Annotated in this window: 21 protein-coding genes; 7 read left to right on the top strand and 14 right to left on the bottom strand. The window is 72.1% G+C overall.

From position 1 onward, the window contains the following. Positions 1-24: 24 nt before the first annotated feature. The 9 genes from ACTIF1_RS23855 to ACTIF1_RS23895 all read right to left on the bottom strand — a co-directional run bounded on the left by ACTIF1_RS23855 (position 25) and on the right by ACTIF1_RS23895 (position 7,509). Positions 25-465 carry a hypothetical protein gene (locus ACTIF1_RS23855; RefSeq protein ID WP_439598954.1) on the bottom strand — a complete coding sequence of 147 codons (441 nt, stop codon included), beginning with the start codon at positions 463-465 and terminating at the stop codon, positions 25-27. Continuing rightward, a complete protein-coding gene (locus ACTIF1_RS23860; protein ID WP_439598955.1) occupies positions 465-2,345 on the bottom strand; it encodes a hypothetical protein in 1,881 nt (626 codons plus the stop codon). The genes ACTIF1_RS23855 and ACTIF1_RS23860 overlap by 1 nt, the downstream gene beginning before the upstream one ends. A gap of 4 nt (positions 2,346-2,349) precedes the next feature. Next, positions 2,350-2,919: a hypothetical protein gene (locus ACTIF1_RS23865; protein ID WP_439598956.1), complete on the bottom strand. Its 570-nt coding sequence runs from the start codon at positions 2,917-2,919 to the stop codon at positions 2,350-2,352. Positions 2,920-3,026: 107 nt separating this feature from the next. Beyond that, the gene (locus tag ACTIF1_RS23870; RefSeq protein ID WP_439598957.1) at positions 3,027-3,866 is read right to left on the bottom strand and encodes a phage capsid protein; all 840 of its coding nucleotides are present in this window, start codon (positions 3,864-3,866) and stop codon (positions 3,027-3,029) included. Positions 3,867-4,072: 206 nt separating this feature from the next. Next, entirely contained in the window at positions 4,073-4,801 is a 729-nt protein-coding gene (locus ACTIF1_RS23875; RefSeq protein ID WP_439598958.1) for a capsid assembly protein, read from the bottom strand. Between the two features lie 8 nt (positions 4,802-4,809). After that, entirely contained in the window at positions 4,810-6,228 is a 1,419-nt protein-coding gene (locus ACTIF1_RS23880) for a portal protein (protein WP_439598959.1), read from the bottom strand. A gap of 7 nt (positions 6,229-6,235) precedes the next feature. Further along, positions 6,236-6,481, bottom strand: a complete 246-nt coding sequence (locus ACTIF1_RS23885; protein ID WP_439598960.1) for a hypothetical protein — start codon at positions 6,479-6,481, stop codon at positions 6,236-6,238. Between the two features lie 174 nt (positions 6,482-6,655). Continuing rightward, positions 6,656-7,087 (bottom strand): hypothetical protein, encoded by a 432-nt coding sequence (locus ACTIF1_RS23890; protein ID WP_439598961.1) that lies wholly within the window; start codon positions 7,085-7,087, stop codon positions 6,656-6,658. Continuing rightward, positions 7,084-7,509, bottom strand: coding sequence for a hypothetical protein (locus ACTIF1_RS23895; protein WP_439598962.1), 426 nt, complete (start codon positions 7,507-7,509; stop codon positions 7,084-7,086). The genes ACTIF1_RS23890 and ACTIF1_RS23895 overlap by 4 nt, the downstream gene beginning before the upstream one ends. A 180-nt stretch (positions 7,510-7,689) precedes the next feature. Between ACTIF1_RS23895 and ACTIF1_RS23900 the strand changes: the two genes are divergently transcribed. Then, positions 7,690-8,337, top strand: coding sequence for a S24 family peptidase (locus ACTIF1_RS23900; RefSeq protein ID WP_439598963.1), 648 nt, complete (start codon positions 7,690-7,692; stop codon positions 8,335-8,337). Between the two features lie 15 nt (positions 8,338-8,352). On the opposite strand, the gene ACTIF1_RS23905 is transcribed toward ACTIF1_RS23900, so the two are convergent. Next, positions 8,353-10,290, bottom strand: coding sequence for a phosphatidylglycerol lysyltransferase domain-containing protein (locus ACTIF1_RS23905; protein WP_439598964.1), 1,938 nt, complete (start codon positions 10,288-10,290; stop codon positions 8,353-8,355). Beyond that, positions 10,287-11,945 (bottom strand): lysine--tRNA ligase, encoded by a 1,659-nt coding sequence (locus tag ACTIF1_RS23910; protein WP_439598965.1) that lies wholly within the window; start codon positions 11,943-11,945, stop codon positions 10,287-10,289. The genes ACTIF1_RS23905 and ACTIF1_RS23910 overlap by 4 nt, the downstream gene beginning before the upstream one ends. A gap of 186 nt (positions 11,946-12,131) precedes the next feature. Here ACTIF1_RS23910 and ACTIF1_RS23915 point away from each other — a divergent pair, with 186 nt between their 5' ends. The 5 genes from ACTIF1_RS23915 (at position 12,132) to ACTIF1_RS23935 (ending at position 19,563) form a co-directional block, all read left to right on the top strand. Continuing rightward, positions 12,132-12,872: a carbonic anhydrase gene (locus ACTIF1_RS23915; protein WP_439598966.1), complete on the top strand. Its 741-nt coding sequence runs from the start codon at positions 12,132-12,134 to the stop codon at positions 12,870-12,872. Between the two features lie 60 nt (positions 12,873-12,932). Continuing rightward, positions 12,933-13,943 (top strand): aspartate-semialdehyde dehydrogenase, encoded by a 1,011-nt coding sequence (locus tag ACTIF1_RS23920; RefSeq protein ID WP_439598967.1) that lies wholly within the window; start codon positions 12,933-12,935, stop codon positions 13,941-13,943. Between the two features lie 269 nt (positions 13,944-14,212). Next, positions 14,213-17,008 carry an ATP-dependent DNA helicase gene (locus tag ACTIF1_RS23925; protein WP_439598968.1) on the top strand — a complete coding sequence of 932 codons (2,796 nt, stop codon included), beginning with the start codon at positions 14,213-14,215 and terminating at the stop codon, positions 17,006-17,008. Further along, complete coding sequence (locus ACTIF1_RS23930; protein ID WP_439598969.1) at positions 17,008-19,062, top strand: prolyl oligopeptidase family serine peptidase; 2,055 nt, start codon at positions 17,008-17,010, stop codon at positions 19,060-19,062. Before ACTIF1_RS23925 ends, ACTIF1_RS23930 begins: the two co-directional genes overlap by 1 nt. A 63-nt stretch (positions 19,063-19,125) precedes the next feature. Then, positions 19,126-19,563, top strand: coding sequence for a tellurite resistance TerB family protein (locus tag ACTIF1_RS23935; RefSeq protein ID WP_439598970.1), 438 nt, complete (start codon positions 19,126-19,128; stop codon positions 19,561-19,563). Positions 19,564-19,570: 7 nt separating this feature from the next. Here ACTIF1_RS23935 and ACTIF1_RS23940 read toward each other — a convergent pair whose 3' ends face one another. Beyond that, positions 19,571-20,746, bottom strand: coding sequence for an amidohydrolase family protein (locus ACTIF1_RS23940; protein WP_439598971.1), 1,176 nt, complete (start codon positions 20,744-20,746; stop codon positions 19,571-19,573). Next, the gene (locus tag ACTIF1_RS23945) at positions 20,743-21,696 is read right to left on the bottom strand and encodes a threonine dehydratase (RefSeq protein ID WP_439598972.1); all 954 of its coding nucleotides are present in this window, start codon (positions 21,694-21,696) and stop codon (positions 20,743-20,745) included. The genes ACTIF1_RS23940 and ACTIF1_RS23945 overlap by 4 nt, the downstream gene beginning before the upstream one ends. 98 nt (positions 21,697-21,794) lie before the next feature. On the opposite strand from ACTIF1_RS23945, the gene ACTIF1_RS23950 reads away from it, so the two are divergent. Further along, positions 21,795-22,316 (top strand): hypothetical protein, encoded by a 522-nt coding sequence (locus tag ACTIF1_RS23950; protein ID WP_439598973.1) that lies wholly within the window; start codon positions 21,795-21,797, stop codon positions 22,314-22,316. A 114-nt stretch (positions 22,317-22,430) separates the two neighbouring features. On the opposite strand, the gene ACTIF1_RS23955 is transcribed toward ACTIF1_RS23950, so the two are convergent. Next, positions 22,431-22,634 (bottom strand): cold-shock protein, encoded by a 204-nt coding sequence (locus tag ACTIF1_RS23955; RefSeq protein ID WP_168050971.1) that lies wholly within the window; start codon positions 22,632-22,634, stop codon positions 22,431-22,433. Positions 22,635-22,732 lie beyond the last annotated feature (98 nt).

Raw genomic sequence — 22,732 nt, forward strand, 5'->3', positions numbered from 1 at the left:
CTCCGATGCTGTGGGATGCGGGCTTCAATCCAGCAGGTTGCGCAGCGAGCTGCCGAAGGTGCTGCCGGCGCGCAGGTAGCTGGTCAGCGATCCGTCGCTGTTCAGCAGGCTGCGCCGGCCGGCCGAAAGGCGCGCGGCGAAAAGCTGGTCGCTGTCGGACTGTGCCGCGGCGGCATCACGCTCGATCCCCGCGGTGAGATTGGCCGCGGAGCCTTCGTCGGGCGAGAGGCCGCCGGCCGCCAGCCGCGCCCGGGTGGAAGCCAGCGTGCCCGCCAGCCGTGCCTCCCGCGCACGCGCCTCGGCGGCCTGCTGCAGCGCCGCCTGCTCGGCGCGCGCCTTCTCCTGTTCCTGCGCCGCGCGGGCCTGCGCCTTGGCATTGGCGGATTGCGCCTGGCCCTGCTGCACGCTGCCGTAGATGGAGGCGCCCGCGCTGAGGGCGGCCGCGATGGGGGCGAGTTGCGCCATCAGTTGGAGATCCTCATATCGGTGGTGACGGAAAGCAGCGTCAGCGGCAGCGGCGTCTCGCCCTCGATCCGCCAGAGCGGCGCCATCGCATCCCGCCGCCAGCCGAGCGCGCGCAGCGCGACATCGCCGGTGAAGGGCGCGGGCGGCGCATCCAGCAGCGGCGTGTCCAGCCGCCGGAAGGGCACCGGCTGCACGCCGCGGCCGAGATCCACCTCCAGCGCCGGCGTGGCCAGCAGGCGGAAGGTGGCGGAGACCAGGCGCAGCGGCGCGGCGGCGGAACCCTGCGCACTGCCGAGCGCCGCCGGCAGCGGCTCGATCACATGCCGGAAGGGCAGTCCGGCCTGCACGGTGGTGGCCGGCGGGTCGAGCGTGATGGCGCCATCGATGACGGCAGCCGCGGCACGCGGCGCGCCATCGGCCAGGACGCCCACCTCCCGCGCCTGCAGATGCGCGAGGCCGAGCCAGCGATCCTGCGGCGTGGCGGCGCTGCCGGACAGCGCGGCATCGAGGCCCATGGTCTCGTCGAAACGCTCCAGCCGGAAGCTGCCGAAGCGCTCCACCACGGCGAAGACGCGCCCTTCGGTCTCCGCCACCGCACGGAAGGCGCCCTCCGTCTCCAGCCGCGTCCAGGCGGTGACCTGCTCGGCGCGATACAGCGTCAGCGTGGCGATCGAGCCATCCGCCATCACCACATGCAGCAGCCGCGCCGTCTGGTCATAGGCCATGGAGACCGGCCCCTGAACCAGGTGCCGCGCCACCAGCGCCAGGTCGTTCGCCTGGTAGGTGTCGGCGACATCGGTATAGGCGAATTCATGCACGCCGCGGCCGGAGCGCGCGACGAACAGCGTCGCGCCATCCACATCCACCGGCGGCACCTGGCGATCCACCGTGGTACCCACGCGGGTCTGCCGGTGCAGCTGGATGGAAGACGGCGTCAGCGGATCGCCGGTCACCATCCATTCGGCGCCGGAGGTGAAGACCTGCAGGTGGCGGCCGGAGAAGACGGCGCGGATCGCATTCACCTGGTCGGAGACCAGCGCGAACTCGATCGCCTCGTCATCGAGGCCCGTGCCGCCGTCGAAGTCGCCGAGATCGCCGGTGCGCGACAGCCACAGCCGGTTCGGCGCATCGCGCGACCCGCCCAGCACCAGCCGGTCCTGGTGGAAGCAGGCGCAGACCGGCCAGCCGCGCACGCCGCTGAAGGCGGTCTCCTCCCAGTCCTGCGTCGCCAGCGTATCCTCCAGCGGATCCTCCACCGCCGCCGTCGCATTCTGCGGCCCCTCGACCGAGAGGATCACCACGCGCCGGCCCTTCAGCCGGAAGCGGCTGGTGATGTGGCCGCTGCTGAAGACCGGCGCGGAGCAGGTCAGCGAAACCGTGCCCGTGGTGCCCGACGCCGCCATCGCCACGTCCCGCGTGAAATTGTGGAAGGGGACGCGGGCGAAGACGAAGGGCGTGAGGCTCCAGGCCGTGTGGCTGCTGCGCGTCAGCCGCTGCGGCGGCATGTCAGGATGGAACAGCAGCAGCGTATCCGCGCTTTGCGTGAAGGCGAGCTGCGGCAGCATCGCAGTCGACCACGGCGCCGGCAGGTTCGCGACCTCGGCATCGCCGAGGAAGACCTGCAACCGACCCTCGCTGAGCGCCAGCAGATAGGTCTGTTCCGTGTTGAACTCGAAGGGCATCAGCCGCGCGGGGCCCGGCAGGGTCGCGACATGCACCAGGCCGGGGCGGCGCGCGACGCCGCCTGTGGGCTGGATGACGACATTGCGCAGCTGCCGCGCGCCATTCTCGAAGGCGCGCAGATCGGCGCGGCCATAGAGCTCGGGCGCCAGCTCGCCGGCGGTGAAGGAGGATTTGATGCGGCGCGTCGCGATGCTCATCCGCTCATCCCCTCACATCGACCAGCGGGAAATGCTCGATGGCGCGCGGCGTGTCCTGCTGGCTGTCGATCAGCCGCGCGCTGCGCATCTCACCCTCCGCCAGCCGGAACAGCATTTCGGCCCGCGACGCGCTGTCCGTCAGCGGCAGGCAGAACTCTGCCGCAAGGCGTGCGACCAGCGCCTGGGCGAAGAAGGGCGGGAAGGCGCTTTCGTCGGGGCGGAAGATGTAGGTCAGCGTGACGCTGGCGGCATCCGCGTGCAGCCTGTCCTCATGCAGGCGGTAGGGCATGCCGCCGCCGCGCCCACCCTGGCCGGCGGACAGCGCGCGCAGAAAGCCCGTGGGCAGCTGGAAGGCATGCGCCATATCGGCCGGCGGCGCGGCGGAGAGCCGCGGCAGGCTGGCCTGGCCCGTGGCGAAGGACCAGGGATGCGCCGACAGCAGCGCATCGCGCGTCGGCGCATAGAGATTGGCCGCGACCTCCGCTTCCGCGGTGCCCTCATCGAGCGAGGCGACGGGCTGCGCGCCGAGGCGCAGCAGGGCGCGCGAGCAGAGCGCGACAGCGGTCAGGGCCATGGTGGTTCTTCCGATCCGGGATGGTGGGTTTCGTGGTGAGGTCCCCCTCACCCCGACGGCGCACTGCGCCGGCCCTCTCCCCCCGTCGGGGGGAGAGGGCCTTGCGACTATTCGGCAGCGCGCATGCGCACGACGCCGAAGTCGTCGACCAGGGCCGCCCCCTGGCTCATCATATTCGCCACGAAATGCGCCGCGCGGTCGCCGTGCCAGGTGATGTCGGTCTCGACCTCGGCGGCGGAGGCATGGCCGATGGCGGTGCGGTGGTAGAAGTAGCAATGCCGCAGCCCGCCCGAGAGCGTCAGGCCCGAATGCGGCATCCACAGCGCGCCCAGCCAGCGCTTGGCCTGGCTGCCCTTCCAGGGCAGCGCATCCTCGCCGACATATTCGGAGGAGGCGAATTCCTCGATCCCCAGCAGCTGCGACCACTGCTTCCAGCCGACCACGGCATAGCGCCCGCCATCATCCGGCACTTCCGCCGCGCCCATCATCTCGAAGGCCAGCAGCACCTTGGCCTTGGTCAGCCCGTCGCTGTCCGTGGTGCCGGCGGCGGTGCCCACCGCCTCCCGCGTCGCGGCATCGAGGGCCGCAATGATCAGCTCATCGGTCTTGCGGCCCAGCGCATAGGCGCCGGCATTGGCGACGACGCTGCGCTCATCCACATTGGTCTTCAGCTCGTCCAGCCGGTCGATCCAGTCGCCGGCATAGTAGTCCTGCAGCACGCATTCGACCTGCGCGTGTTCCAGGTTCATCACGGGCACGGAGCCATGGCGCGTCTTCGCCGCGGCGATGCCCTTGCCGACCTTCGGGAAGAAGGTGCTGGCGCCGGTCACGCCGGACTTGGAGCGCACGGTGGGGCGCAGCTTGCTGCCCTGGCGCTGATAGGCCTCATGCACCTCGGCCTGGAACTGGCGGGTGAAGACGGCGTCGATCTGGGTGGAAGCGGACATGCGTTTTCCTCGTCGGGAACAGGGGTTTTGCGAATTGCCAGGCGCGCCGGTTGCCCCTTGCGGGCCGGCGTCCAGGCAGCAGCCCGCAGCCCGCCGGAGGCAGGTTCCCTGCGGGAAAGGGGGGGCGGGGCGGATGGGGGCGAGCCCGCACCATCCGCCCCGCCGGACCGACCCGGGGCTTGCGCCGCGCCGGGCCGGAACTCGGGCTACTCGGCCACCAGCCGGCGAAAGCCTTCCGTCACGCGCTTGACGAAATCGGGCTCCCGCGTGCGCCAGTAGCGCGGGTCGCGCATCATCTTGCGCAGCTCCGCCTCATCCGGCCCGGCCTCGGCCTGCGCGTCGCGGGACAGGGAAGGCTCCTTGCCCTCCATCATCCGGTGCAGCGCCACCACCCCATCGGCGGTGGAGGAGAGCGCCGTGAAGACCGCCTCCGGCAGATGCGCGCGGCCCCAGGCGGAAAGCTGCGTGGCGATGCGCCGGAAGCGCTCCTCGCCGCCGAAATGCGCGCGCAGCTTCTCCACCTGGCGGCCCGCCTCGAATTCCGCAGCGGCCTCGGCGATCAGGGGCAGCAGGCGCTCCGCCGCCAGGTCATAGACCAGCTGCACCTGGCGCGCGTTGAAGCCGGCCTCGTGCAGGCGCTGGTTCACCGCGGCATCGGGCGTCAGCAGCTCGTTCGGCGGCGTCACCTGGTACTCGTCCGGGCTGTCCGGAATGCCCAGCGCGCGGCGCCAGCGCAGCCGGTCCTCCTCCGGCGCGTCATCCGCCGGCGGCGCGAAGCGCTGGGACAGGCGGCGCTCCAGCTCGATGTAGGATTTCAACAGCGCATCGACGCGCAGCGCGCCCTTCGCCTCGTCCCAGAATTTCTCGGGCACCTCGGCGGGGCGGGTGCTGGTGCTGGCGGTTTCGCTGGCGGCGTCGAGAAGGTTGTCGGACATGCCGGTGGTCACTCCTGGATCGGGTTGATGGGGCGGATGATCTCGGCCGGCGCGCCGAGGGTGCGGGCCAGCCAGCGGGCGGCGGCAGGCTCGTCGAGCACCGCGCGCGCCTCCGCGCCCAGCCCGGCGGCGGCCTGCAGGAACAGCAGCGTGTCGCTGGCATCCGCGCGCGCCTGCACGCGGGCGAGCGGCGAGCTGTAGACCAGCCGCGCCTCCTGCCCATCGGCCAGCAGCGCCGGCACCTCGCCACGGCGGCGCAGGACAGAGAGGCAGCGCGCCACCAGCGGGCCCAGCAGCTCCGCCTGCAGCCGGCCGTAGATGGCGCCCAGCAGGCGGATGGAGATGGCGCTTCGCTCCGTCACCTCGGTCGCCGTCATGCCGGCCTTGTCCGAGGCCTCGATCCGGTCGGCGAGCAGCGCGCCGCGGATCCGCGCCCGCAGGTCCTGGAGGATCAGCTGCGAGACGTCGAAATTGCCGGGCGCGGCCAGCGGGGTGAGGCCGGCGGAGCCCTGCGCCTTGGGGATGATGGCGCCGGGCACCAGGCGGATGGTCGCCGGGTTCAGCACGCCGTCATCCTCCGCCTGCCAGATGCCGGTGGCGGCGATGGAGGCGTTCTTCAGGATCAGCTCCACCACCTTGTTGGCGGTGCGGATATCCGGCAGGGCCTTGGCGACCGGGCCGCGTCCATAGGTCTCGCCGGGCACCTTCAGCCAGCGGAAGGCGATGAAGGGATTTTCCGCGAAGCGACCCTCCGCCAGCAGCTCGGGCGCCCCCTCCCCGCCATCCAGCACCACGGCGAAGCGGTGGCCGGCGCGGGCATCGGGCCAGACCGCCTCCACCACGCGCAGCTGCGGCGGCGCCTCGTTGCCACCTTGGCGCGGCAGCGGGATCTGCGCGGCCGGCCAGCGCGCGCGGATTTCGGCCGGCGTCAGGCGGATGGCGCGGAAGACGGTGTCGAGCCGGCCCGAGGGTCCTTCCTCCAGCACCGTCTCGCGCAGCGGCACCGCGGTGAAGCGCAGCGCGGAAACCTCGCCGGGCGGCGCCTCCTCCACCAGCAGCACGGCGGTGCCGGTGACCACCAGTTCGAGAAAAGCCTGGTGCAGTTCGAGTGCGAAGTTGGAGCGATCGAGATGCAACTGCAGCGTCTCCGCCGCCGCCTCCAGCAGCCGCGCCACATCCTGCGCCGCCGGCCCCTCGGCCTGCTCGCGGGCCGGTGCCAGGCCGAACCAGCGCGACCAGGGCGGCGCCAGCTCCGCGAGCAGGGAGGCGGCGAGCTGCTCGGCCGCATCCGCCGCCGTCGCATCGAACAGCGGCGCCGCATGGGGCGCCGGCAGGGCGTGGTCGTAGCAATCCTGCCAGCGGCCCTCGAGCGGCCGGCGCCGCGCCGCGGCGCGTTCATGGCGGGCGAGGATCTGTTCCGGGGTCATCATCGCCTCACTCGCCCAGCAGGTTCTTGCGCGCGGCGAAGGCCGGCGCCGGGTCCAGCACCCCGCGGGCGGAGGTAGCGATGGTGCCGGCCAGGCCGCGGCGGGCACGGTTCAGCGCGCGCTGGCGGGCCTCGCGCGCGGTCTCCTCCGCGGTCGCTTCGGTGGCCGCGGATTTCGCGGCGGCGGTCTCCACCGCGGCGTTGGTGTCCGGTGCGGACACGGCCGGCTTCGGCGCCTTCAACAGGCCACCCATGCGCGCTTCCTTCGGCTGGGGTTGCTCGCCCGGCCGCGCCCAAAAAAAGACCCGCCCGGCAGGGCCGGACGGGTCGGAGTTGGGGGACCGGGAGAGGAGGATGCCCTGGGGCGCAGCTCGCCCCGTGGCAGGGGTGTGATAGACCGACCTCACGGTCGCGTCAAGATTTTATTCCTATGTCCGGCGATTCTTTTCTGGGACGATGCCACCGAGACCGCGATACAGCTGGAAGGGCGTCCAGGCCGCCGGCGCGCCCGGGCCCAGCAGGGCGCGGCAGAGCGCAACACAGCTGAAGGGTGCGAGCGGCGGCAGGTGGCGCGGCGCCGGCTCGCCCGGCGTGAAGGGGCCCAGCACGCGCAGCCCGGCGCGGCGGTAGAAGCTTGGCAGGTCGAAGCTGCCGGCCACCGGCAGGCGCGCCACCAGCAGGCGGCCCGAGAGCGGCTCCAGCACCGTCCAGCCGGCCTCATCGCCGAGGGCTGCGAAGCAGTGGCGGAAACCGGGCCGCAGCAGGCGCAGCCAGGGCTGGTCGGCGACGCCGCCGAAGGCGATCCACACGCCCTGCCCGGTGCCTTCCGCCACCCGCCGATGTGCCAGCCGCTGCCTCACTGCAGGCGCCCCCGGAACGGCACCACCTCCGCCTCCTGCAGCCCACGCGGTGGGCCGCTCACGATGCCCTTGGCGCGCAGCGGGAAATCCAGCCGGTCCATCGCCTCCCGCCACAGCCGCAGGTCGCCGGCCTCCTGCGGAATCTGGGGGCTGGGGGATTCATGCCGCTCGCCCCAGATGCGCAGGATGCGGGCATGCGCCAGGTCGATGCGACGCTGCCGGTACAGCCGGTCGAGGCACTTCACCACATCGTCCGGCTCGCAGGGGCGCACCACCAGGCCGCGCGCGGCGCCGAGGCGCGCGCCATCGCGCCGGGCGGTCAGCGCCGCCATGGTCCAGAACCAGGCATCCTCGGCCGAGGCGAAGGGTTGCGCGCGATCCAGGCTGGCCAGGACGGGGGCGCGGCAGGGGGCGATGGACATGACCTTGGGTCCTCGTGGCTTTGGTTCCTGAACAAAACAGGAACACCGTCCTCTTAACCACTTCCACCCGGGGTTGCAAGGATATCGTTCCTATTGCGCCGCGACTCGAAACCTAGGATGACCCCACCCAGGACGCCGCGCCTCCCCGCGTCGCGTCCCCTGTGAGGGAATCCCTTGGCCATGCGGCACGAGGACATCTGGCGGGCGATCGATGCGCTCGCCGCGGAACATGGATTGTCGGCCTCCGGGCTGGCCCGCCGGGCGGGGCTCGATGCCACCGCCTTCAACCCGTCCAAGCGCACGGGCGTAGATGGCCGCGCGCGCTGGCCCTCCACCGAAAGCGTCGCCAAGGTGCTCGGCGCCACCGGCACGGGCTTCGAGGCCTTCGCCTCCCTGGTCACCGGCGCGCCGGCGCTGTCCCGCGGCGGCCGCGGGCCGATCGCCCGGCGCATCCCGCTGATCGGCCTGGCCCAGGCGGGTGGCGAGGGCTTCTTCGACGATGGCGGCTATCCCGTCGGCGGCGGCTGGGACGAGATCTCGGTGCCGGACGTGCCGGACCCCAATGCCTATGCGCTGGAGATCAGCGGCGAGAGCATGGAGCCGGTGTTCCGGGACGGCGACGTGGTCATCGTCTCCCCCGGCGCGCCGGTGCGCCGCGGGGATCGCGTGGTGGTCCGCACAAGGCAGGGAGAGGTGATGGCCAAGGAGCTGCTGCGCCAGTCGGCCCGCCGCGTGGAGCTCGCCAGCCTGAACCCGGCGCATCCGAACTACAGTTTTGACCTGGCCGAGCTCGCCTGGATGCACCGGATCATCTGGGCGACGCAGTAGGGGCTTCGCCGCCCCTCAGCGCCCCGGCAGCAGCGGCGCCAGCGTCTCCAGGTCCTTCTCCGCCCGGCAGGCCAGGAAGCGTGGCCCGTCGCCCGGCAGGGGCGCGCCCACCGGGAAGGCGGTCAGGCCGATATCGCCATAGACCCGCAGCAGCCCGGGCCCGACGCGCCAGAAGGCGGCGTCCACCCCCGCCCGCTCGCACATGTCGCGGAAGCGCCAGATGGCGGAGACACGGTCGCGCTCATCCCCCGCCGGGTCACCCAGCGCCAGCCAGATGCCGTCGCGCCGGACGAAGGCGAAGCCGGCGCGCCCGGCCTCGCCGAAGACCGCGCCATCGGCCAGCTCCGGCGCCTCGGCCCCCAGCGCCCGCAGCCGCGCCCGCACCGCCGCATCCCAGGGCTCCGGCTGGATGCGCGCCGGCCGCAGCAGCCGCACCGCGGCCACCAGCAGCAGAACCCCCGCCAGGCCCACGGAAAACCGCAGGCTGTCCGGCGCGAGGGGCGAGATCACCACGCCCCACCAGCTGTCGCCGGCCACCTTGCCGCCATAGCTGACCAGCGCCAGCATCAGCGCGCAGAGCGCCACCACCACCAGCGGCAGCAGCGTGGCGCCGGCGAGGGGTTCCGTCATCAGCCGCGCGGTGCGGTAGAAGGCGCCGCGCATCGCCGCCAGCAGCCCCGCCACCAGCAGGAAGGCACCCCAGAGCCACCACCCATCGGCGCGCAGCCAGCAGATCAGCGCCCCGGTCAGCAGCAGCAGGATGCCCGCACCCCAGGCCAGCGTCAGTCGCCGCAGCAGCCCGTAGCCGATCACCAGCAGCAGCGAGCCGATGATGGAGGCCGCGAAGTGGCTGGCGACCGCCGCCTCATACCCCGCCCATTCGGCCACCGCCGTGCCGCGTGCCGGCAGCGCGCCGACGAACAGCAGCAGCGCGCCGCCGAGCCCCGCGAGGCCCGCGATCACCGGCACCTCCAGCGCATCGGCCACGCCCTGTTCCACGGCAAAGCGCTTCAGCGCGTCGCGGCGCTGCGCGATCTCGAAGCCGGCGAAGAGGATGCCGGCCAGGAACAGCGGCACGATGTAGTAATACAGCCGGAACAGCAGCAGCGCGCCGACCACCTGCGCCGGCGTCAGCCAGGGCTGCAGCCCGATCAGGATGGCGCCGTCGAAGACGCCGATGCCGCCCGGCAGGCTGGCCGCGATGCCCGCGGTATAGGCGGCCACATAGATGCCCAGGAAGCGCAGGAAGGTCAGCCCCTCCGCCGGCGGCAGCAGCACGTAGAAGATCATCGCGGTGACCGCGACATCGACGCTGGCCAGCGTGGTCTGCGCCACCGCCATCCGGAAGCCCGGCAGGTCGATGCGGTGCTTGAAGATGGTGATATGGCTGCGGATGCGGGACAGCGTGACATAGGCCAGCACCGTCGCCCACATCGCCACGCCGATGATGCGCATCGCCCAATGCGGCACATGCTCGCCAAGTCCCGGCACCACATCCGGCTCCACCAGCAGCACCAGGCCGCCGAGCGCGAAGCCGCCCAGGCCGAAGGTCAGGCTGGTGAAGGCCACCACCTTGGCGATGGCCAGCGGCGGCAGCCCCCAGGCGGCATAGAAGCGGTAGCGCACCGCGGCGCCGGAGACCGCGGCGAAGCCCAGGTTGTGCGCCAGCGTATAGGCGCAGAAGGAGGCGAGCGAGGTACGCGCATAGCTGACCGGATAGCCGGCATAGACGCTGCCCAGCCGGTCGTAGATGGTCAGCACCGCATAGGCGAGCACCGTCCAGCCCACGGCGAGCCACAGCGTGGCGGGCGGGATGGCGGCCAGTGAGGCGCGGATATCCGCCACCGAAAGGCTGCGGAATTCCTTCTGCACCACCCAGATGGCGGCGATCAGCAGCAGGATCCCGAAGCCCGCCACGCCATGCCGGCGCAGCAGCCCGCCGAGCGTCTTCACGCGGCGGCGTCGCCGCTGGCGGCGCCGGATATGTCGCTTGCAGCGGCGGGCCGGGCGAGCGCCGTCTCGATCAGCCCGATCGTGCCGGCAATGCCATAGAGGGCCACGAAGCCGCCGAAGCGCGGCCCTTCCGGCTGGCCGAGCAGCACCTGGTACAGGGCGTTGAACCAGGCGCGGGAGACGCCCGGGCGGCCATCCTTGGTCATCTCGATGAAGGGGTCCCGCCGGCCGGCGTCATAGACCAGGTCCTGGATGGCGCGGGCCTGCTCGTCCGGCGGCAGCAGGTCGAGCTCCGCCTGCTGCGCGCGCAGCGCAGCGGCCAGCGCCTCGAAGGCCGGGCGCTCGGCCTCGGTCGCCGCGCGGTGCTGCTTGTTGGGCGCGACGCGGTCCCGGTAATAGGCCACCGCATGTTCCACCAGGCGGGCCAGCAGCGGATGCGTCTCGCCGCTGGCGTCCGGCGCGTAGCGGCGGAGAAAGCCCCAGAGCATCTCGGGCGCATCGGCATTGATGACGCTGGCCAGGTTCATCAGCATGGTGAAGGACACCGGCGTGCCCGGGTCATTCGTCGGCCCGCCATGGATATGCCAGGCCGGATTGTCCGGCCCCGGCGCCGCGCGCAGCCGGTCCAGGTTCTGCACGTATTCGTCGACGGCGCGGGGAATCACGTCGAAATGCAGGCGCTTGGCGCGGCCGGGCTGGTTGTACATGAACTGGGCCAGGGATTCGGGCGGCGCATAGTGCAGCCACTCGTCGATGGTCAGCCCATTGCCCTTGGACTTGCTGATCTTGCCGCCGGCCTCGTCCAGGAACAGCTCATAGGTGAAGCCGATCGGCGGCTGGCCGCCCAGCACCTGGCAGATGCGGCCGGAAAGCCGGACGCTGTCGATCAGGTCCTTGCCCGACATCTCGTAATCCACGCCCAGCGCATACCAGCGCAGCGCCCAGTCGGCCTTCCACTGCGCCTTGCAATGGCCGCCGGTGATCCGCGTGCCGTGGCGTTCCCCGGTCTCGGGGTCGATCCAGACCAGCAGGTCCTCCGCCGGCCGCACCTCCTCCATCGGCACCTGCATCACCACGCCGGTCTTCGGATGGATCGGCAGGAAGGGGGAGTAGGTGGCGCGGCGGTCCGGGCCGAGCGTCGGCAGGATCACCGCCCGCACCTCCTCATGCCTTTCCGCCATCCGCAGCAGCGCCGCATCGAATCGTCCCGACCTGTAGTAGTCGGAGGATGAGGCGAATTCGTAATCGAATCCGAAACGGTCGAGGAAGGCGCGCAGCCGGGCATTGTTGTGGTGCCCGAAGCTTTCATGCGTGCCGAAGGGGTCCGGCACCGCGGTCACCGGCCGGCCGAGGTAGCCGGCCAGCATCTCCCGGTTGGGAACATTATCCGGCACCTTGCGCAGCCCGTCCATGTCGTCGCTGAAGGCGACCAGACGCGTCGGCAGCCCCGTCAGCTTCTCGAAGGCCCGCCGCACCCAGGTGGTGCGCGCCACCTCTCCGAATGTGCCGATATGCGGCAGGCCGGAGGGGCCGTAGCCGGTCTCGAACAGCGCCGCCGCTTTGCCGCCCGCCTTGACCCGGTCGGCGACCTTGCGTGCCTCCTCGAAGGGCCAGGCCTTGGCGGTGGTGAAATCGGCGGACATGCGTCGGGTCATCCTCAATCTGGAGGCGGTGCCGCCTTATAGGTGCGGGGCGCGGTCCAGGCGAGGCCATCCGCAAGCCGGCCCGGCGTTCACCGGGCGGCAGCGATTTCCGCCTAGGTTGAATCGTCCCGGAGGCGCATAGCCTCATTCCTGAATCGAACCGTCCCTCGGGAACGGTCCGCGCCCAAAGGAACCGCAATGCCGGCCTGCACCTGCTGCACCGTCACCTTCCCGCGCCGCACCGCGCCCGGGCACAGCCGCCGCGGCCTGATCGCGGCCATGGCCGGCCTGGCCGCGGTCGCCGGCGGCATCGCCCCGGCCCGTGCCGCCAGCGGCCTGCCCCCCACCACCCTGAACCCGGACCAGGCGCTGGAGCGGCTGATGCAGGGCAACCGGCGCTTCCTGGCCCAGGCGGCGCAGCCCGGCCCCGGCAATCTGGAGCGCCGCGCGATCCTCGCCACCGGCCAGGCCCCCTTCGCCGCGGTCCTCGGCTGCGCCGACAGCCGCGCGGCGCCGGAGGTGCTGTTCCAGGCCGGGCTCGGCGACATCTTCGTGGCCCGCAATGCCGGCAACCTGGCGGATACGGGGGCCATCGGCAGCCTGGAATATGCGGTGGCCAATCTCGGCGTGCCGCTGGTGATGGTGCTGGGACATGAGCATTGCGGCGCCGCCGGCGCGGCGCTCGCCCTGGCGCAGCAGCCGCTGGCCCTGCCCGCGCATCTGCGCGACATGCTGCTGCCCATGCTGCCCGCCGCGCTGGCCGCGCTGCGCAGCGGCGGCGATGCGGTGGAAGGCACGGTGCGCGCCAATGTGGCGATGAACGTGAACCGCCTGCTGGTGGAGAGCCCGGTCCTCGCCGCCGCCGCCGCCGCCGGGCGGCTGAAGGTGGTGGGCGGCTATTATGACCTGGACACGCAGCAGGTCTCGCCCATCGCCTGATTGGCCGCCGCCCGGCTTTGCGCTATGCGACCAGTCCCTTGAAGGCAGGAGACGCGTGCGATGCGTGTGGGTGTGATCGGCGCCACCGGAGCGGTGGGGCGGGAGCTGGTGGAGGTCCTCGGGCGGCGTCGCTTCCCGGTGACGAAACTCCGCCTCTTCGCCTCGGGTCGCAGTGCCGGCACGATTATGCCCACGCCCTTCGGCGACACGGTGATCGAGGAATTCAGCCAGGAGGCCGCGCGCGACCTGGACCTCGCCTTGCTCGCCGTCTCCGGCGATTTCGCGAAGAAGCACGCCCCGGGGCTGGTGGCCGCCGGCGTCACCGTGGTGGACAATTCCTCCGCCTTCCGGCTCGAGGAGAATGTCCCGCTGGTGGTGCCGGAGGTGAATGCGGCGGCGATCGGCGATGCGAAGCTGATCGCCAATCCGAACTGCACCACCGCCATCCTGGTGGTGGCGCTCGCCCCGCTGCACGCCGCCTTCGGCATCAAGCGCGTCATCGTCTCCACCTACCAGGCCGCCTCCGGCGCCGGGGCGGAGGGCATGGTGGAGCTGGAGCGGGAGACGCGGCGCGTGCTGGTGGACGGCGCCAAGGCCCAGAACGAGGTCTTCGCCCATCCCCTCGCCTTCAACGTCATCCCGCACATCGATAGCTTCCAGCCGAACGCCTATACGCGGGAGGAGATGAAGGTCGCCTGGGAGTCCCGGAAGATCATGGGCCTGCCCGATCTTCTCATCTCCTGCACCGCCGTCCGCATCCCGACCATGCGCGTGCATGGCGAGAGCGTGACGATCGAGACCGAGCGCCCCGTCACCGCCGAGGCCGCCCGCGCGGTTCTGCGCCAGGCCGCCGGCGTGAAGGTGCTGGATGACCCGGCCGCCCTGCTCTACCCGATGCCGCTGACCGCCACCGGCCAGGACGATGTCGAGGCCGGCCGCATCCGCGCCAACCCGGTGTTTGGCGACCGCGGGTTGGACTTCTTCCTGTGCGGCGACCAGCTGCTGAAGGGCGCGGCGCTGAACGCGGTGCAGATCGCGGAGCGGGTTCCGGCGCTGCGCGTGCCGGCCTGAACCGCGCCTCCGCCCCCTGCATCCCGTGACTCCCTCTCCACCCAACGGGGGGAGAGGGTCGGGGTGAGGGGGGCCGCGGAGAATTGGGCGGCCAGCGCCACCAGGCGGCATCTCGACGGGCGCGGAGGCTCGGGTGGCAAAGCCCCCCCTCACCCCACCCTCTCCCCCAGTCAGGGGGAGAGGGCTTCTAGTGGCGCCGCCAGGGAAATCTGCATGCCGCCGCGCCTTTCCCTCTTTGTTCACCTCTCGCCTGCGGCCACATTGGCGGCATGACCACGCCGCGACCCCCAGCCGAGCTCCGGCAGCCGCGCCTGCTGCTGCCGGACAGCCCGGCGCTGATCGCGGGTTTTGGCCGCGGCACCCTCCTCACCCCGGATGGCGAGCTGTTTTCCGGCCCGGCCATCGAGATCGGCCGCCGGCTGCGCGACATGCCGCCGCCCATGCTGGTGCACGCCCCGGCCACCGCGCGCCGCCTTGGCCTTGGCAGTTTTCCGGCCTGCGACCTGCTCGAACTCTTCGCCTTCTGCATGCCCGCGAGGCCCGCCGCCCCCACGCCGCGCGGCCTCGCCATGGCGCTGGACCGCGACCCGCCGGAGGATGAGGAAAGCCTGGCCGCCCTGCTGCCCGAACTCGCCACGGCCATGCTCCGCCACCTGGCCGCCGGCCGGAACGCGCCGCTGAACCGGGATGCCGCTGCGCTGGCCGCCAAGCTGGGCGCCGAAGTGCACTGGCCCTGGGCGGATTCGGTCCTCGCCGCCCTCGGCCAGCAGGCGCGGCCCTCGCTGGACCCGCTGAAGGTCTGGCGCCGCCTGCCGGACTGGGAGGAGGTGGCCCCGCCCCCGCCCCCCGCGCATCACCCCGTCTCCCCCGCCGATGCCCGCCGCCGCCTGGCCGAGATTCTGGGGGAAGGCGCGGAGCAGCGCCCGCAGCAGGCCGACTACGCCTCCGCCGCCGCCGGCGCCTTCCAGGCCCGGGAGGTGCGCGGCGCCCCCAACCTGGTGCTGGCGGAGGCCGGCACCGGCACCGGCAAGACGCTGGGCTATGTGGCGCCGGCCAGCCTCTGGGCGGAGCGCAACGGCGCGCCGGTCTGGATCTCCACCTTCACCCGCAACCTGCAGCGCCAGATCGACCAGGAGGCCGCGCGCCTCTACCCCGAACCCGCCGAGCGCCGCCGCCGCATCGTCGTCCGCAAGGGCCGCGAGAATTATCTCTGCCTGTTGAACATGGAGGAGGCGGTGGGCGCCGCCTCCATGGCCGGGGTGCTGTTGCCGCTGTCGCTGGTGGCCCGCTGGGCGCTGGCGACGCGGGATGGCGACCTGCAGGGCGGCGACTTCCCGGGCTGGCTGACGGAGCTCTTCGGCCCGCATCATGTCTGGCCCTTGGCGGACCGGCGCGGCGAATGCATCCACTCCGCCTGCGGCCACTACAAGCAGTGCTTCGTCGAACACTCCATCCGCCGCGCCAAGTCGGCGACGCTGGTGGTGGCGAACCATGCGCTGGTGATGGTGCAGGCGGCGCTGGGCGGCGGCGAGGATGGCCGCCCGCAGCGCCTGGTCTTCGACGAGGGCCACCACCTGTTCGACGCGGCGGACGCCGCCTTCTCCGCCGACCTCACCGGTGCCGAGGCCGCGGAGTTGCGCCGCTGGCTGCTGGGCGCGGAGGGGGGCCGGTCCCGTGCCCGCGGCCTGGCCCGCCGGCTGGAGGATCTGATCGGCGACCGCCCCGACCTGCTGCTGCCGCTGGAGGAAGCCCTGCAGGCCGCCCGCGCCCTGCCCGCCCCCGGCTGGCCCAGCCGCCTCTCCGAGAATGACGAGCCGCGCGGCACCGCCGAAGCCTTCCTGCAATCCGTCCGCCGCCAGGTGCTGGCCCGCGCCAAGGACGAGGAAGCCGGCTACGGCGTCGAATGCGACCTGCATCCGCTGCCGGAGGCCGTGGCCGAGGCCGGCGCCGCGCTGGCGGAAAGCCTGACCCGCCTCAAGACCCCCCTCCAGGCGCTGCACGACCGGCTGGCGGCACGGCTGGAGGATGAGGCGGAGGAGCTGGAGCTCGGCGACCGCATCCGCATCGAGGCCGCCTGCCGCGGGTTGGAACGCCGCGCCCTGATGCCGCTGACCGCCTGGGGCGCCATGCTCGGCACCCTGGCCAGCCCGCCCCGCGCCCCCGGCCTGCGCCCCGATTATGTGGACTGGTTCGCGCTGGATCGCCGCGAGGGCCGCGAGGTGGATTGCGGCATGCATCGCCACCACCTCGACCCGACGCAGCCCTTCGCCATGGCCGTCGCCGCCCCCGCGCATGGCGTGCTCATCACCTCCGCCACGCTGCGCGACCATGCCGGCCCCTCGGAGGGCGAGGACGACCGCGAATCCGCCTGGCGCGCCGCGGAGGCCCGCACCGGCGCCGCCCATCTGCCCAACCGCGCGATCCGCGCCGCCGTCGCCTCCCCCTTCGACTATGCCACCCGCACCCGCGCTTTGGTGGTGGAGGATGTCAGCAAGGGCGATCCGGCCCAGGTCGCTTCCGCCTATCGCGCCCTGTTCACGGCCTCCGGCGGCGGCGCGCTCGGCCTGTTCACGGCGGTGCGGCGGCTGCGAGACGTGCAGTCCCGCATCGCCCAGCCCTTGGCCGAGCGCGGCATCCCGCTCTACGCCCAGCATGTCGATGCCATGGACAATGCGACCCTGGTCGATGTGTTCCGCGCCGAGGAACATGCCTGCCTGCTCGGCACCGATGCGATGCGGGATGGCGTGGACGTGCCGGGCCGGTCGCTGCGGCTGCTGGTCTTCGACCGGGTGCCCTGGCCAAGGCCCTCCATCCTGCACCGGGAACGCCGCACCCATCTCTCGGAAGGCCAGCCGAAATCCTATGACGACGCCATCGCCCGCCACCGCCTGCGCCAGGCCTTCGGCCGGCTGATCCGGCGCGGCGACGACAAGGGCGTGTTTGTCCTGCTGGACAAGTCCTGCCCCTCCCGGTTGTTGGCCGGCCTGCCGCCCGGCGTGGTGCCGCGGCGGCTGGGGCTGCGCGATGCGGTGGCGGAAATCCGCGAATTTTTGGGGGAAGACTGATGGACCTGCGCCCGACCCTCGATGCGCCCGATGACGACCCCTACCTGTGGCTGGAGGAGGTGGAGGGCGAGGCGGCGCTGGCCTGGGTCGCCGACCAGAACGCCCGCACCCGCGCCCGCTTCGCCGATGACCGCGTGACGGCGGACCGGGAGGCGCTGAAGGCCGCCCTCGACCGCCCCGGCCGCCTGCCCCATGTCACCCGCCGCGGCGCCTTCCTCTACAACTACTGGACCGATGCGGCGAACCCGCGCGGCATCTGGCGCCGCACCACCCTGGACAGTTTCCGGACCGAAGCCCCGGAATGGGACGTGCTGCTGGACCTCGACGCTCTCGCCACGGCGGAGGGCGCCGACTGGATCTGGAAGGGCGCCACCACCCTGCCCGGCAGCCACGACCGCGCCATCCTGCGCCTGTCGCGTGGCGGCGGGGATGCGGTGGTGCTGCGCGAATTCGACCTCGCCACCCGCGCCTTCCCGGCCGAGGGCTTCCACCTGGCGGAAGCCAAGTCCGCCGCCGCCTGGCTCGACCGCGACACCCTGCTGCTCTCCTCCGCCCTGCTCGGCGCCACCAACTCCGGCTATGCCAGCACGGTGCGGGTGTGGCGCCGCGGCACGGACCCCGCGACGACGCCGCCGATCCTGGAGGTGCCGGCCACCAGCATGGCCCTCGGCGCCGGGGTGGACCGCGAAGGCGGGCGGGAGGTCGTGGTCTTCTACGAACAGCTGAGCTTCTACGACGCCCGGATCCACCTCGGCGACCGCAGCGGCCCGCAGCGCGAGATCCCGCTGCCGACCGATGCCGAATACAGCTGGCAGCGCGGCTGGCTCGCCGCCAAGCCCCGCACCCCCTGGACCATCGCCGGCACCACCTACCCGCCCGATACGCTGCTCGGCCTGTCCTTCGACGCCGCCCTGGCCGGGCGCGCGGTGCCGGAGGTGCTGTTCACGCCCGCCCCGCGCCGCGCCCTCCAGGGCTTCTCCTGGTGCGACGGCACGCTGGTGCTGCATGTGCTCGACAATCTCGAACCCCACTTCGCCCTGCTGACCCCCGGCGCCGCCGGCTGGCAGCGGCGGGAGGTGCCGGGCCTGCCGCGCATCGGCGTGGTGGACCTCTGGGCGCTGGATGCGGAGGCCACCGAATCCGACGGCACCCTGCTGGTCATGGCGCAGGACCCGGTGACGCCGCCGCAGCTGCTGCTGACCCGCACCACCCCCGCGGCGCCGGCCCTGCTAAAGGCCTCCTCCCCCAGCTTCGACGCCACCGGCCTGGTGGTGACGCGGCATGAGGCGGTGTCCTCGGACGGGGAGCGAATCCCCTATGTCCAGGTGGGGCCGAAGGACGAGAATTCCGGCCGCGCGCCCGTGCATCTCTCGGCCTATGGCGGCTTCCAGATCTCCCGCCTGCCCAACTACGCCGCCACCTCCGGCCTGCTCTGGCTGCAGAAGGGTGGCACCACGGTGCTCGGCCAGATCCGCGGCGGCGGGGAATTCGGCGTGGCCTGGCACGAGGCCGGGCGGCTGGCCAACAAGGTGAAGAGCCACGACGATTTCGCGGCGATCGCCGCCGACCTGGTGGCCCGCGGCGTGACGGTGCCCGGCCGCATCGCGGCGGAGGGTGGCTCCAATGGCGGGCTGCTGATCGCCAATATGCTGACCCGCTACCCGGAGCGCTTCGGCGCCCTGTTCTGCACCATCCCGCTGATCGACATGCGCCGCTACACCAGGCTGCTGGCCGGCGCGAGCTGGATGGCGGAATACGGCGACCCCGAGAAGCCGGAGGACTGGGCCTTCATCCGCCACTTCTCCGCCTATCACGCCGCCGAGCCCGGCCGCCCCTACCCGCCCATCCTGCTGGCCACTACGCGGCGGGATGACCGGGTGCATCCGGGACACGCCCGCAAGATGGCGGCCAAGCTGCAGGCGCTGGGCTATGATGCCTGGCTGCTGGAGCCGGAGGCCGGCGGCCATGGCTATGGCAAGGACAATGGGGAGGTCGCCGCCTTCGCCTCGCTCGGCGCTGCCTTCCTGCGGCGGGCCATCGGCTGGGATGTGTAGCAACCTTCCCTTGACCCGCCCCGCCTTGCGCGCGACCAAACGCTGACTCCGGAGACCCGATCCATGCCCCAGCGCGCCGCCGAGACCCATGTCGCGACCTTCACCGCCCAGGAAGCCCTGGTCTGCGCCATGGTGCTGATGTCCATCGCCGATGGGCCGATGTCCGATTCCGAACTCGCCATGATGTCCCGCATGGTGCAGGAACTGCCCGTCTTCGCCGATTTCCACTCCTCGGATATCGAGACGGTGACGGATACGGTGGCCAGCCTGCTCGGCCGCACCGATGGGCTGGACCGCGCCATGACCATGCTGCGCGACACCCTGCCGATGCGGCTGCGGGAGACCGCCTATCTGCTGGCCTGCGAGGTCTGCGCGGCGGATGGCGATGCGACGCAGGAGGAGCTGCGCTTCCTGCAGGACCTGCGCATCGGCCTCGATATGGACCGCCTGATCGCCGGCGCCATCGAGCGCGCCGCCAAGGCGCGCTTCCAGGTCATCTGATCAGGGGTTACGGGACGAGCGCCCCGTCCCGCGCCACCACCCGCCCGTGGCTCAGCACGAGCCGCCGGGGCGGGGTGGCGACCACGGCTTCCGCCACCGTCTCCGCCTCCACCAGCACCAGGTCGGCGCGCGCGCCGACCGCCAGGCCGTAATCGCCGAAGCCGCAGCCCTCGGCCGCCCAGTCGGTGACGGTGGCCAGCGCCCAGGCGATCTCGTCGTCGCGGCGGAACTCGTTCTTCAGCCCCACCAGCATGGCCCGCTGCAGCATGTCCGGCATGTTGTAGGGGGTCCAGGTGTCGCGGATGCCGTCATTGCCCGCGAAGATTTTTCCGCCCGCCGCCCGCATGGCGCGCACGGAGGGCACGGCGCGGGAGGGTGGCGCGGTGGTCGCGACCGCGATCCCCGCCTCCGCCAGCGCCGCGTAGAGCGCCGGCGCGCGCGAAACCTCGCCGAGGCAGAAGGCATGGCTCAGCACGACCTTGCCCTGCATCCCCAGCGCCAGCGTGCGCTCGATGGTCAGCTCCAGCGCGAAGGCGCCGAGCTCCCCCGGCTCGTGCAGGTGGATATCCAGCGGCTTGCCGTGTTTTTCCGAAAGCCCGAAGACCGCGTCCAGATGCCCCTTCGGGTCGCGGTCGATGCCGGAGGGATCGAGCCCGCCCACGATATCCGCGCCATTGCGCAGCGCCTGGTCCAGCAATTCGAGCGTGCCCGGCCGCACCAGCAGGCCCGACTGCGGAAAGGCCACCACCTGGATGTCCATGGTGCCGCGCAGATCCTCGCGCAGCGCGACCAGCGCATCGCTGTGCGCCGTGCCGATCTCGGTATCCACATCCGCGAAACTGCGGATGCGGGTGGTGCCGCGGGCCAGGAATTCCCGGGCCAGGCGGGCGGATTGCGTCGCCGGGTCGAAGCCGCCGCGGCGGGTCGCGCGCTCCGTGTCGATGCGGTCGATCAGCCGGGGCCCGACCTCGTTCACCCACCAGCCCATGCCCCAGCGCGACTTGTCGAGATGGGTATGCCCCTCGACGAAGGCCGGAAGCGCGAGCATGCCCTGCCCGTCCAGCAGCGTGGCGCCGGGGGGCGCGGCCAGGTCCGGCCCGATGGCCGCGATCCGCGCGCCCTCGATCAGCAGGTCCGTGGCCGCACCGCCCAGGGGGCGGCAGTTGCGCAGCAGCAGGCTCATGCCAGCACCCAGTCGCGAAAGAGGTCGAGGTCGATATTGCCACCGCACAAAATGGTGGCGACGCGCTTGCCGGCCATGCGGTCGCGCTCCTGCAGCAGGGCCGCCAGCGGCGCCGCACCGGCACCCTCCGCCAGGTTGTGCGTATCCTGCCAATAGGCGCGGATGGCGGCGGCCACTTCGGCATCCGTCACCGTCACGATGCGCGCGGCCCCCTTGGCGATGATGGCCAGCGCCGCCGGGTCCGGCACGCGCGTCGCCATGCCATCTGCCCGCGTCTCGGCGCGCTCCGTCGTCACCACCCGGCCGGCGGCGAAGCTGCGGGCGTAGGAATCGGCACCGGTGCTCTGCACGCCGATGATCTCCGTGGAAAGCCCCAGCAGGTCACGCGCCATGATGCAGCCGCAGATGCCCGATCCCAGCCCGATCGGCACATAGAGCGCATCCAGCGGCGGGGCCGCCCGGAACAGTTCCAGCGCGTAGGTGGCAACCCCGCGGACCAGGTCCGGCGCGAAGGAGGGCGCGAATTCCAGCCCCTCCGCCGCCGCCAGCACCATGGCGTGTTCACGCGCCGCGTCGAAATCCGCGCCATGCTCCACCAGCCGCGCCCCCTGCGCCCGCATCGCCGCGTTCTTCTCCCGCGAATTGCCCTCGGGCACTACGATGGTGACCGGCACGCCGATCCGCTGGCCGGCATAGGCCAGCGACTGCCCATGATTGCCGCGCGTCGCCGAGATGAGGCCCGGCACGTCAGGTCTTTCCCGCTTCAGCCGCTCCATGAAGACCACGCCGCCGCGCACCTTGAAGGCGCCGGTGGGCGTGTGGTTCTCGTGCTTCACCCAGAGCTCGGCACCCGTGCGGGCGGCCAGCAGCGGCCAGGCGTATTGCGGCGTCGGCGGGAAGACCGAGTGGACCAGCCTCGCGGCCGCCTCCAGCGCAGGCAGGTCGAACAAGCGCATCCTCCTTTTGCAACCGAAGCGGAGCCGTCCCGGAACATCGGCCGGATGCCCGCGTTCAGTCGCCTGGACGAAGCATAACGGAGGATGCCGCGATGGCCATCACGGTGGATAGCAGCCAGTGGACCGGCGAGAGCGACGAGGCCAAGGCCCCGCCGGTGGTGTGGGGCGAGTTCGCCGATGAGGCGACGCGCGATGCGGCGATCGCCCGGCTGAAAAGCGAAGGCGCGCAGCGCAGCAGCCCGACGACGGATCGCGACGCGCCGCTCGACCAGCCGGACGAGGATCCGGAAGGCGCCGACCTGCGCAACCGCCGCCAGCTTGGCGTCGGCATGGGCATGGCGGCGAGCGCCATGGGCGCGGCGGGCCTGGTGATCGCCAGCGGCGGCGCACTGCTGCCGGCCGTGGTCGCCGCAGCGGCGGCCGGCGCCGGTGCCGGCGTGGCCGGCGAGGCGGTCTCGGCTGCGGTGACGGATGAGCCGAGCGAGCCGAGCCGCCTGCCGCCGAGCAACGGCCCGCTGATCGGCCTGCGCGCGCCGGATGAGGCAGCGCGACAGGCGGCGGAGGCGGCGCTGCGTGAACTCGGCGCCATCCGCATCACCGTCGACGCGGATTGAAGCGAGCGGGCGCTGACGCCCCGTCGAAAAGACCGGGTCGAAAAAATGGCGGGGTATCCCCGCCATAGTTGCATCAGCTGATATTGGCGCAGCGGGCGGCTCAGGCCGCCCGTTTCACAGGGGACGGAGGTTGATGGCGGCCGCCTTGCCGCGCTCCATCGCCACTTCGTAGGAGACCTTCTGGCCTTCGTTGAGACCCTGGAGGCCCGCCTTCTGGACCGCGGTGATGTGCACGAACACATCCTTGCCGCCATCCTGCGGGACGATGAAGCCGAAGCCCTTCGTCGCGTTGAACCACTTCACGGTACCAGTCGCCATGCGAACCGGGCTCCTTCCAGACTAGAGCGTTTTCACATCAGGCGTGGATATCCTGAGTTGGCGAGGTAGTTGGCGCACTCGGCTGCGGGGAAGCGGCC

Source organism: Falsiroseomonas sp. (genome assembly GCF_051860665.1).
Taxonomy (GTDB): Bacteria; Pseudomonadota; Alphaproteobacteria; order Acetobacterales; family Acetobacteraceae; genus Falsiroseomonas.

What these genes read in the sequence shown, in the direction of transcription:
- ACTIF1_RS23855 (WP_439598954.1), bottom strand. Translation starts at nt 465, where the DNA reads ATGGCGCAACTCGCCCCCATCGCGGCCGCCCTCAGCGCGGGCGCCTCC.
- ACTIF1_RS23860 (WP_439598955.1), bottom strand. Translation starts at nt 2,345, where the DNA reads ATGAGCATCGCGACGCGCCGCATCAAATCCTCCTTCACCGCCGGCGAG.
- ACTIF1_RS23865 (WP_439598956.1), bottom strand. Translation starts at nt 2,919, where the DNA reads ATGGCCCTGACCGCTGTCGCGCTCTGCTCGCGCGCCCTGCTGCGCCTC.
- ACTIF1_RS23870 (WP_439598957.1), bottom strand. Translation starts at nt 3,866, where the DNA reads ATGTCCGCTTCCACCCAGATCGACGCCGTCTTCACCCGCCAGTTCCAG.
- ACTIF1_RS23875 (WP_439598958.1), bottom strand. Translation starts at nt 4,801, where the DNA reads ATGTCCGACAACCTTCTCGACGCCGCCAGCGAAACCGCCAGCACCAGC.
- ACTIF1_RS23880 (WP_439598959.1), bottom strand. Translation starts at nt 6,228, where the DNA reads ATGACCCCGGAACAGATCCTCGCCCGCCATGAACGCGCCGCGGCGCGG.
- ACTIF1_RS23885 (WP_439598960.1), bottom strand. Translation starts at nt 6,481, where the DNA reads ATGGGTGGCCTGTTGAAGGCGCCGAAGCCGGCCGTGTCCGCACCGGAC.
- ACTIF1_RS23895 (WP_439598962.1), bottom strand. Translation starts at nt 7,509, where the DNA reads ATGTCCATCGCCCCCTGCCGCGCCCCCGTCCTGGCCAGCCTGGATCGC.
- ACTIF1_RS23900 (WP_439598963.1), top strand. Translation starts at nt 7,690, where the DNA reads ATGCGGCACGAGGACATCTGGCGGGCGATCGATGCGCTCGCCGCGGAA.
- ACTIF1_RS23910 (WP_439598965.1), bottom strand. Translation starts at nt 11,945, where the DNA reads ATGACCCGACGCATGTCCGCCGATTTCACCACCGCCAAGGCCTGGCCC.
- ACTIF1_RS23915 (WP_439598966.1), top strand. Translation starts at nt 12,132, where the DNA reads ATGCCGGCCTGCACCTGCTGCACCGTCACCTTCCCGCGCCGCACCGCG.
- ACTIF1_RS23920 (WP_439598967.1), top strand. Translation starts at nt 12,933, where the DNA reads ATGCGTGTGGGTGTGATCGGCGCCACCGGAGCGGTGGGGCGGGAGCTG.
- ACTIF1_RS23925 (WP_439598968.1), top strand. Translation starts at nt 14,213, where the DNA reads ATGACCACGCCGCGACCCCCAGCCGAGCTCCGGCAGCCGCGCCTGCTG.
- ACTIF1_RS23930 (WP_439598969.1), top strand. Translation starts at nt 17,008, where the DNA reads ATGGACCTGCGCCCGACCCTCGATGCGCCCGATGACGACCCCTACCTG.
- ACTIF1_RS23935 (WP_439598970.1), top strand. Translation starts at nt 19,126, where the DNA reads ATGCCCCAGCGCGCCGCCGAGACCCATGTCGCGACCTTCACCGCCCAG.
- ACTIF1_RS23940 (WP_439598971.1), bottom strand. Translation starts at nt 20,746, where the DNA reads ATGAGCCTGCTGCTGCGCAACTGCCGCCCCCTGGGCGGTGCGGCCACG.
- ACTIF1_RS23950 (WP_439598973.1), top strand. Translation starts at nt 21,795, where the DNA reads ATGGCCATCACGGTGGATAGCAGCCAGTGGACCGGCGAGAGCGACGAG.
- ACTIF1_RS23955 (WP_168050971.1), bottom strand. Translation starts at nt 22,634, where the DNA reads ATGGCGACTGGTACCGTGAAGTGGTTCAACGCGACGAAGGGCTTCGGC.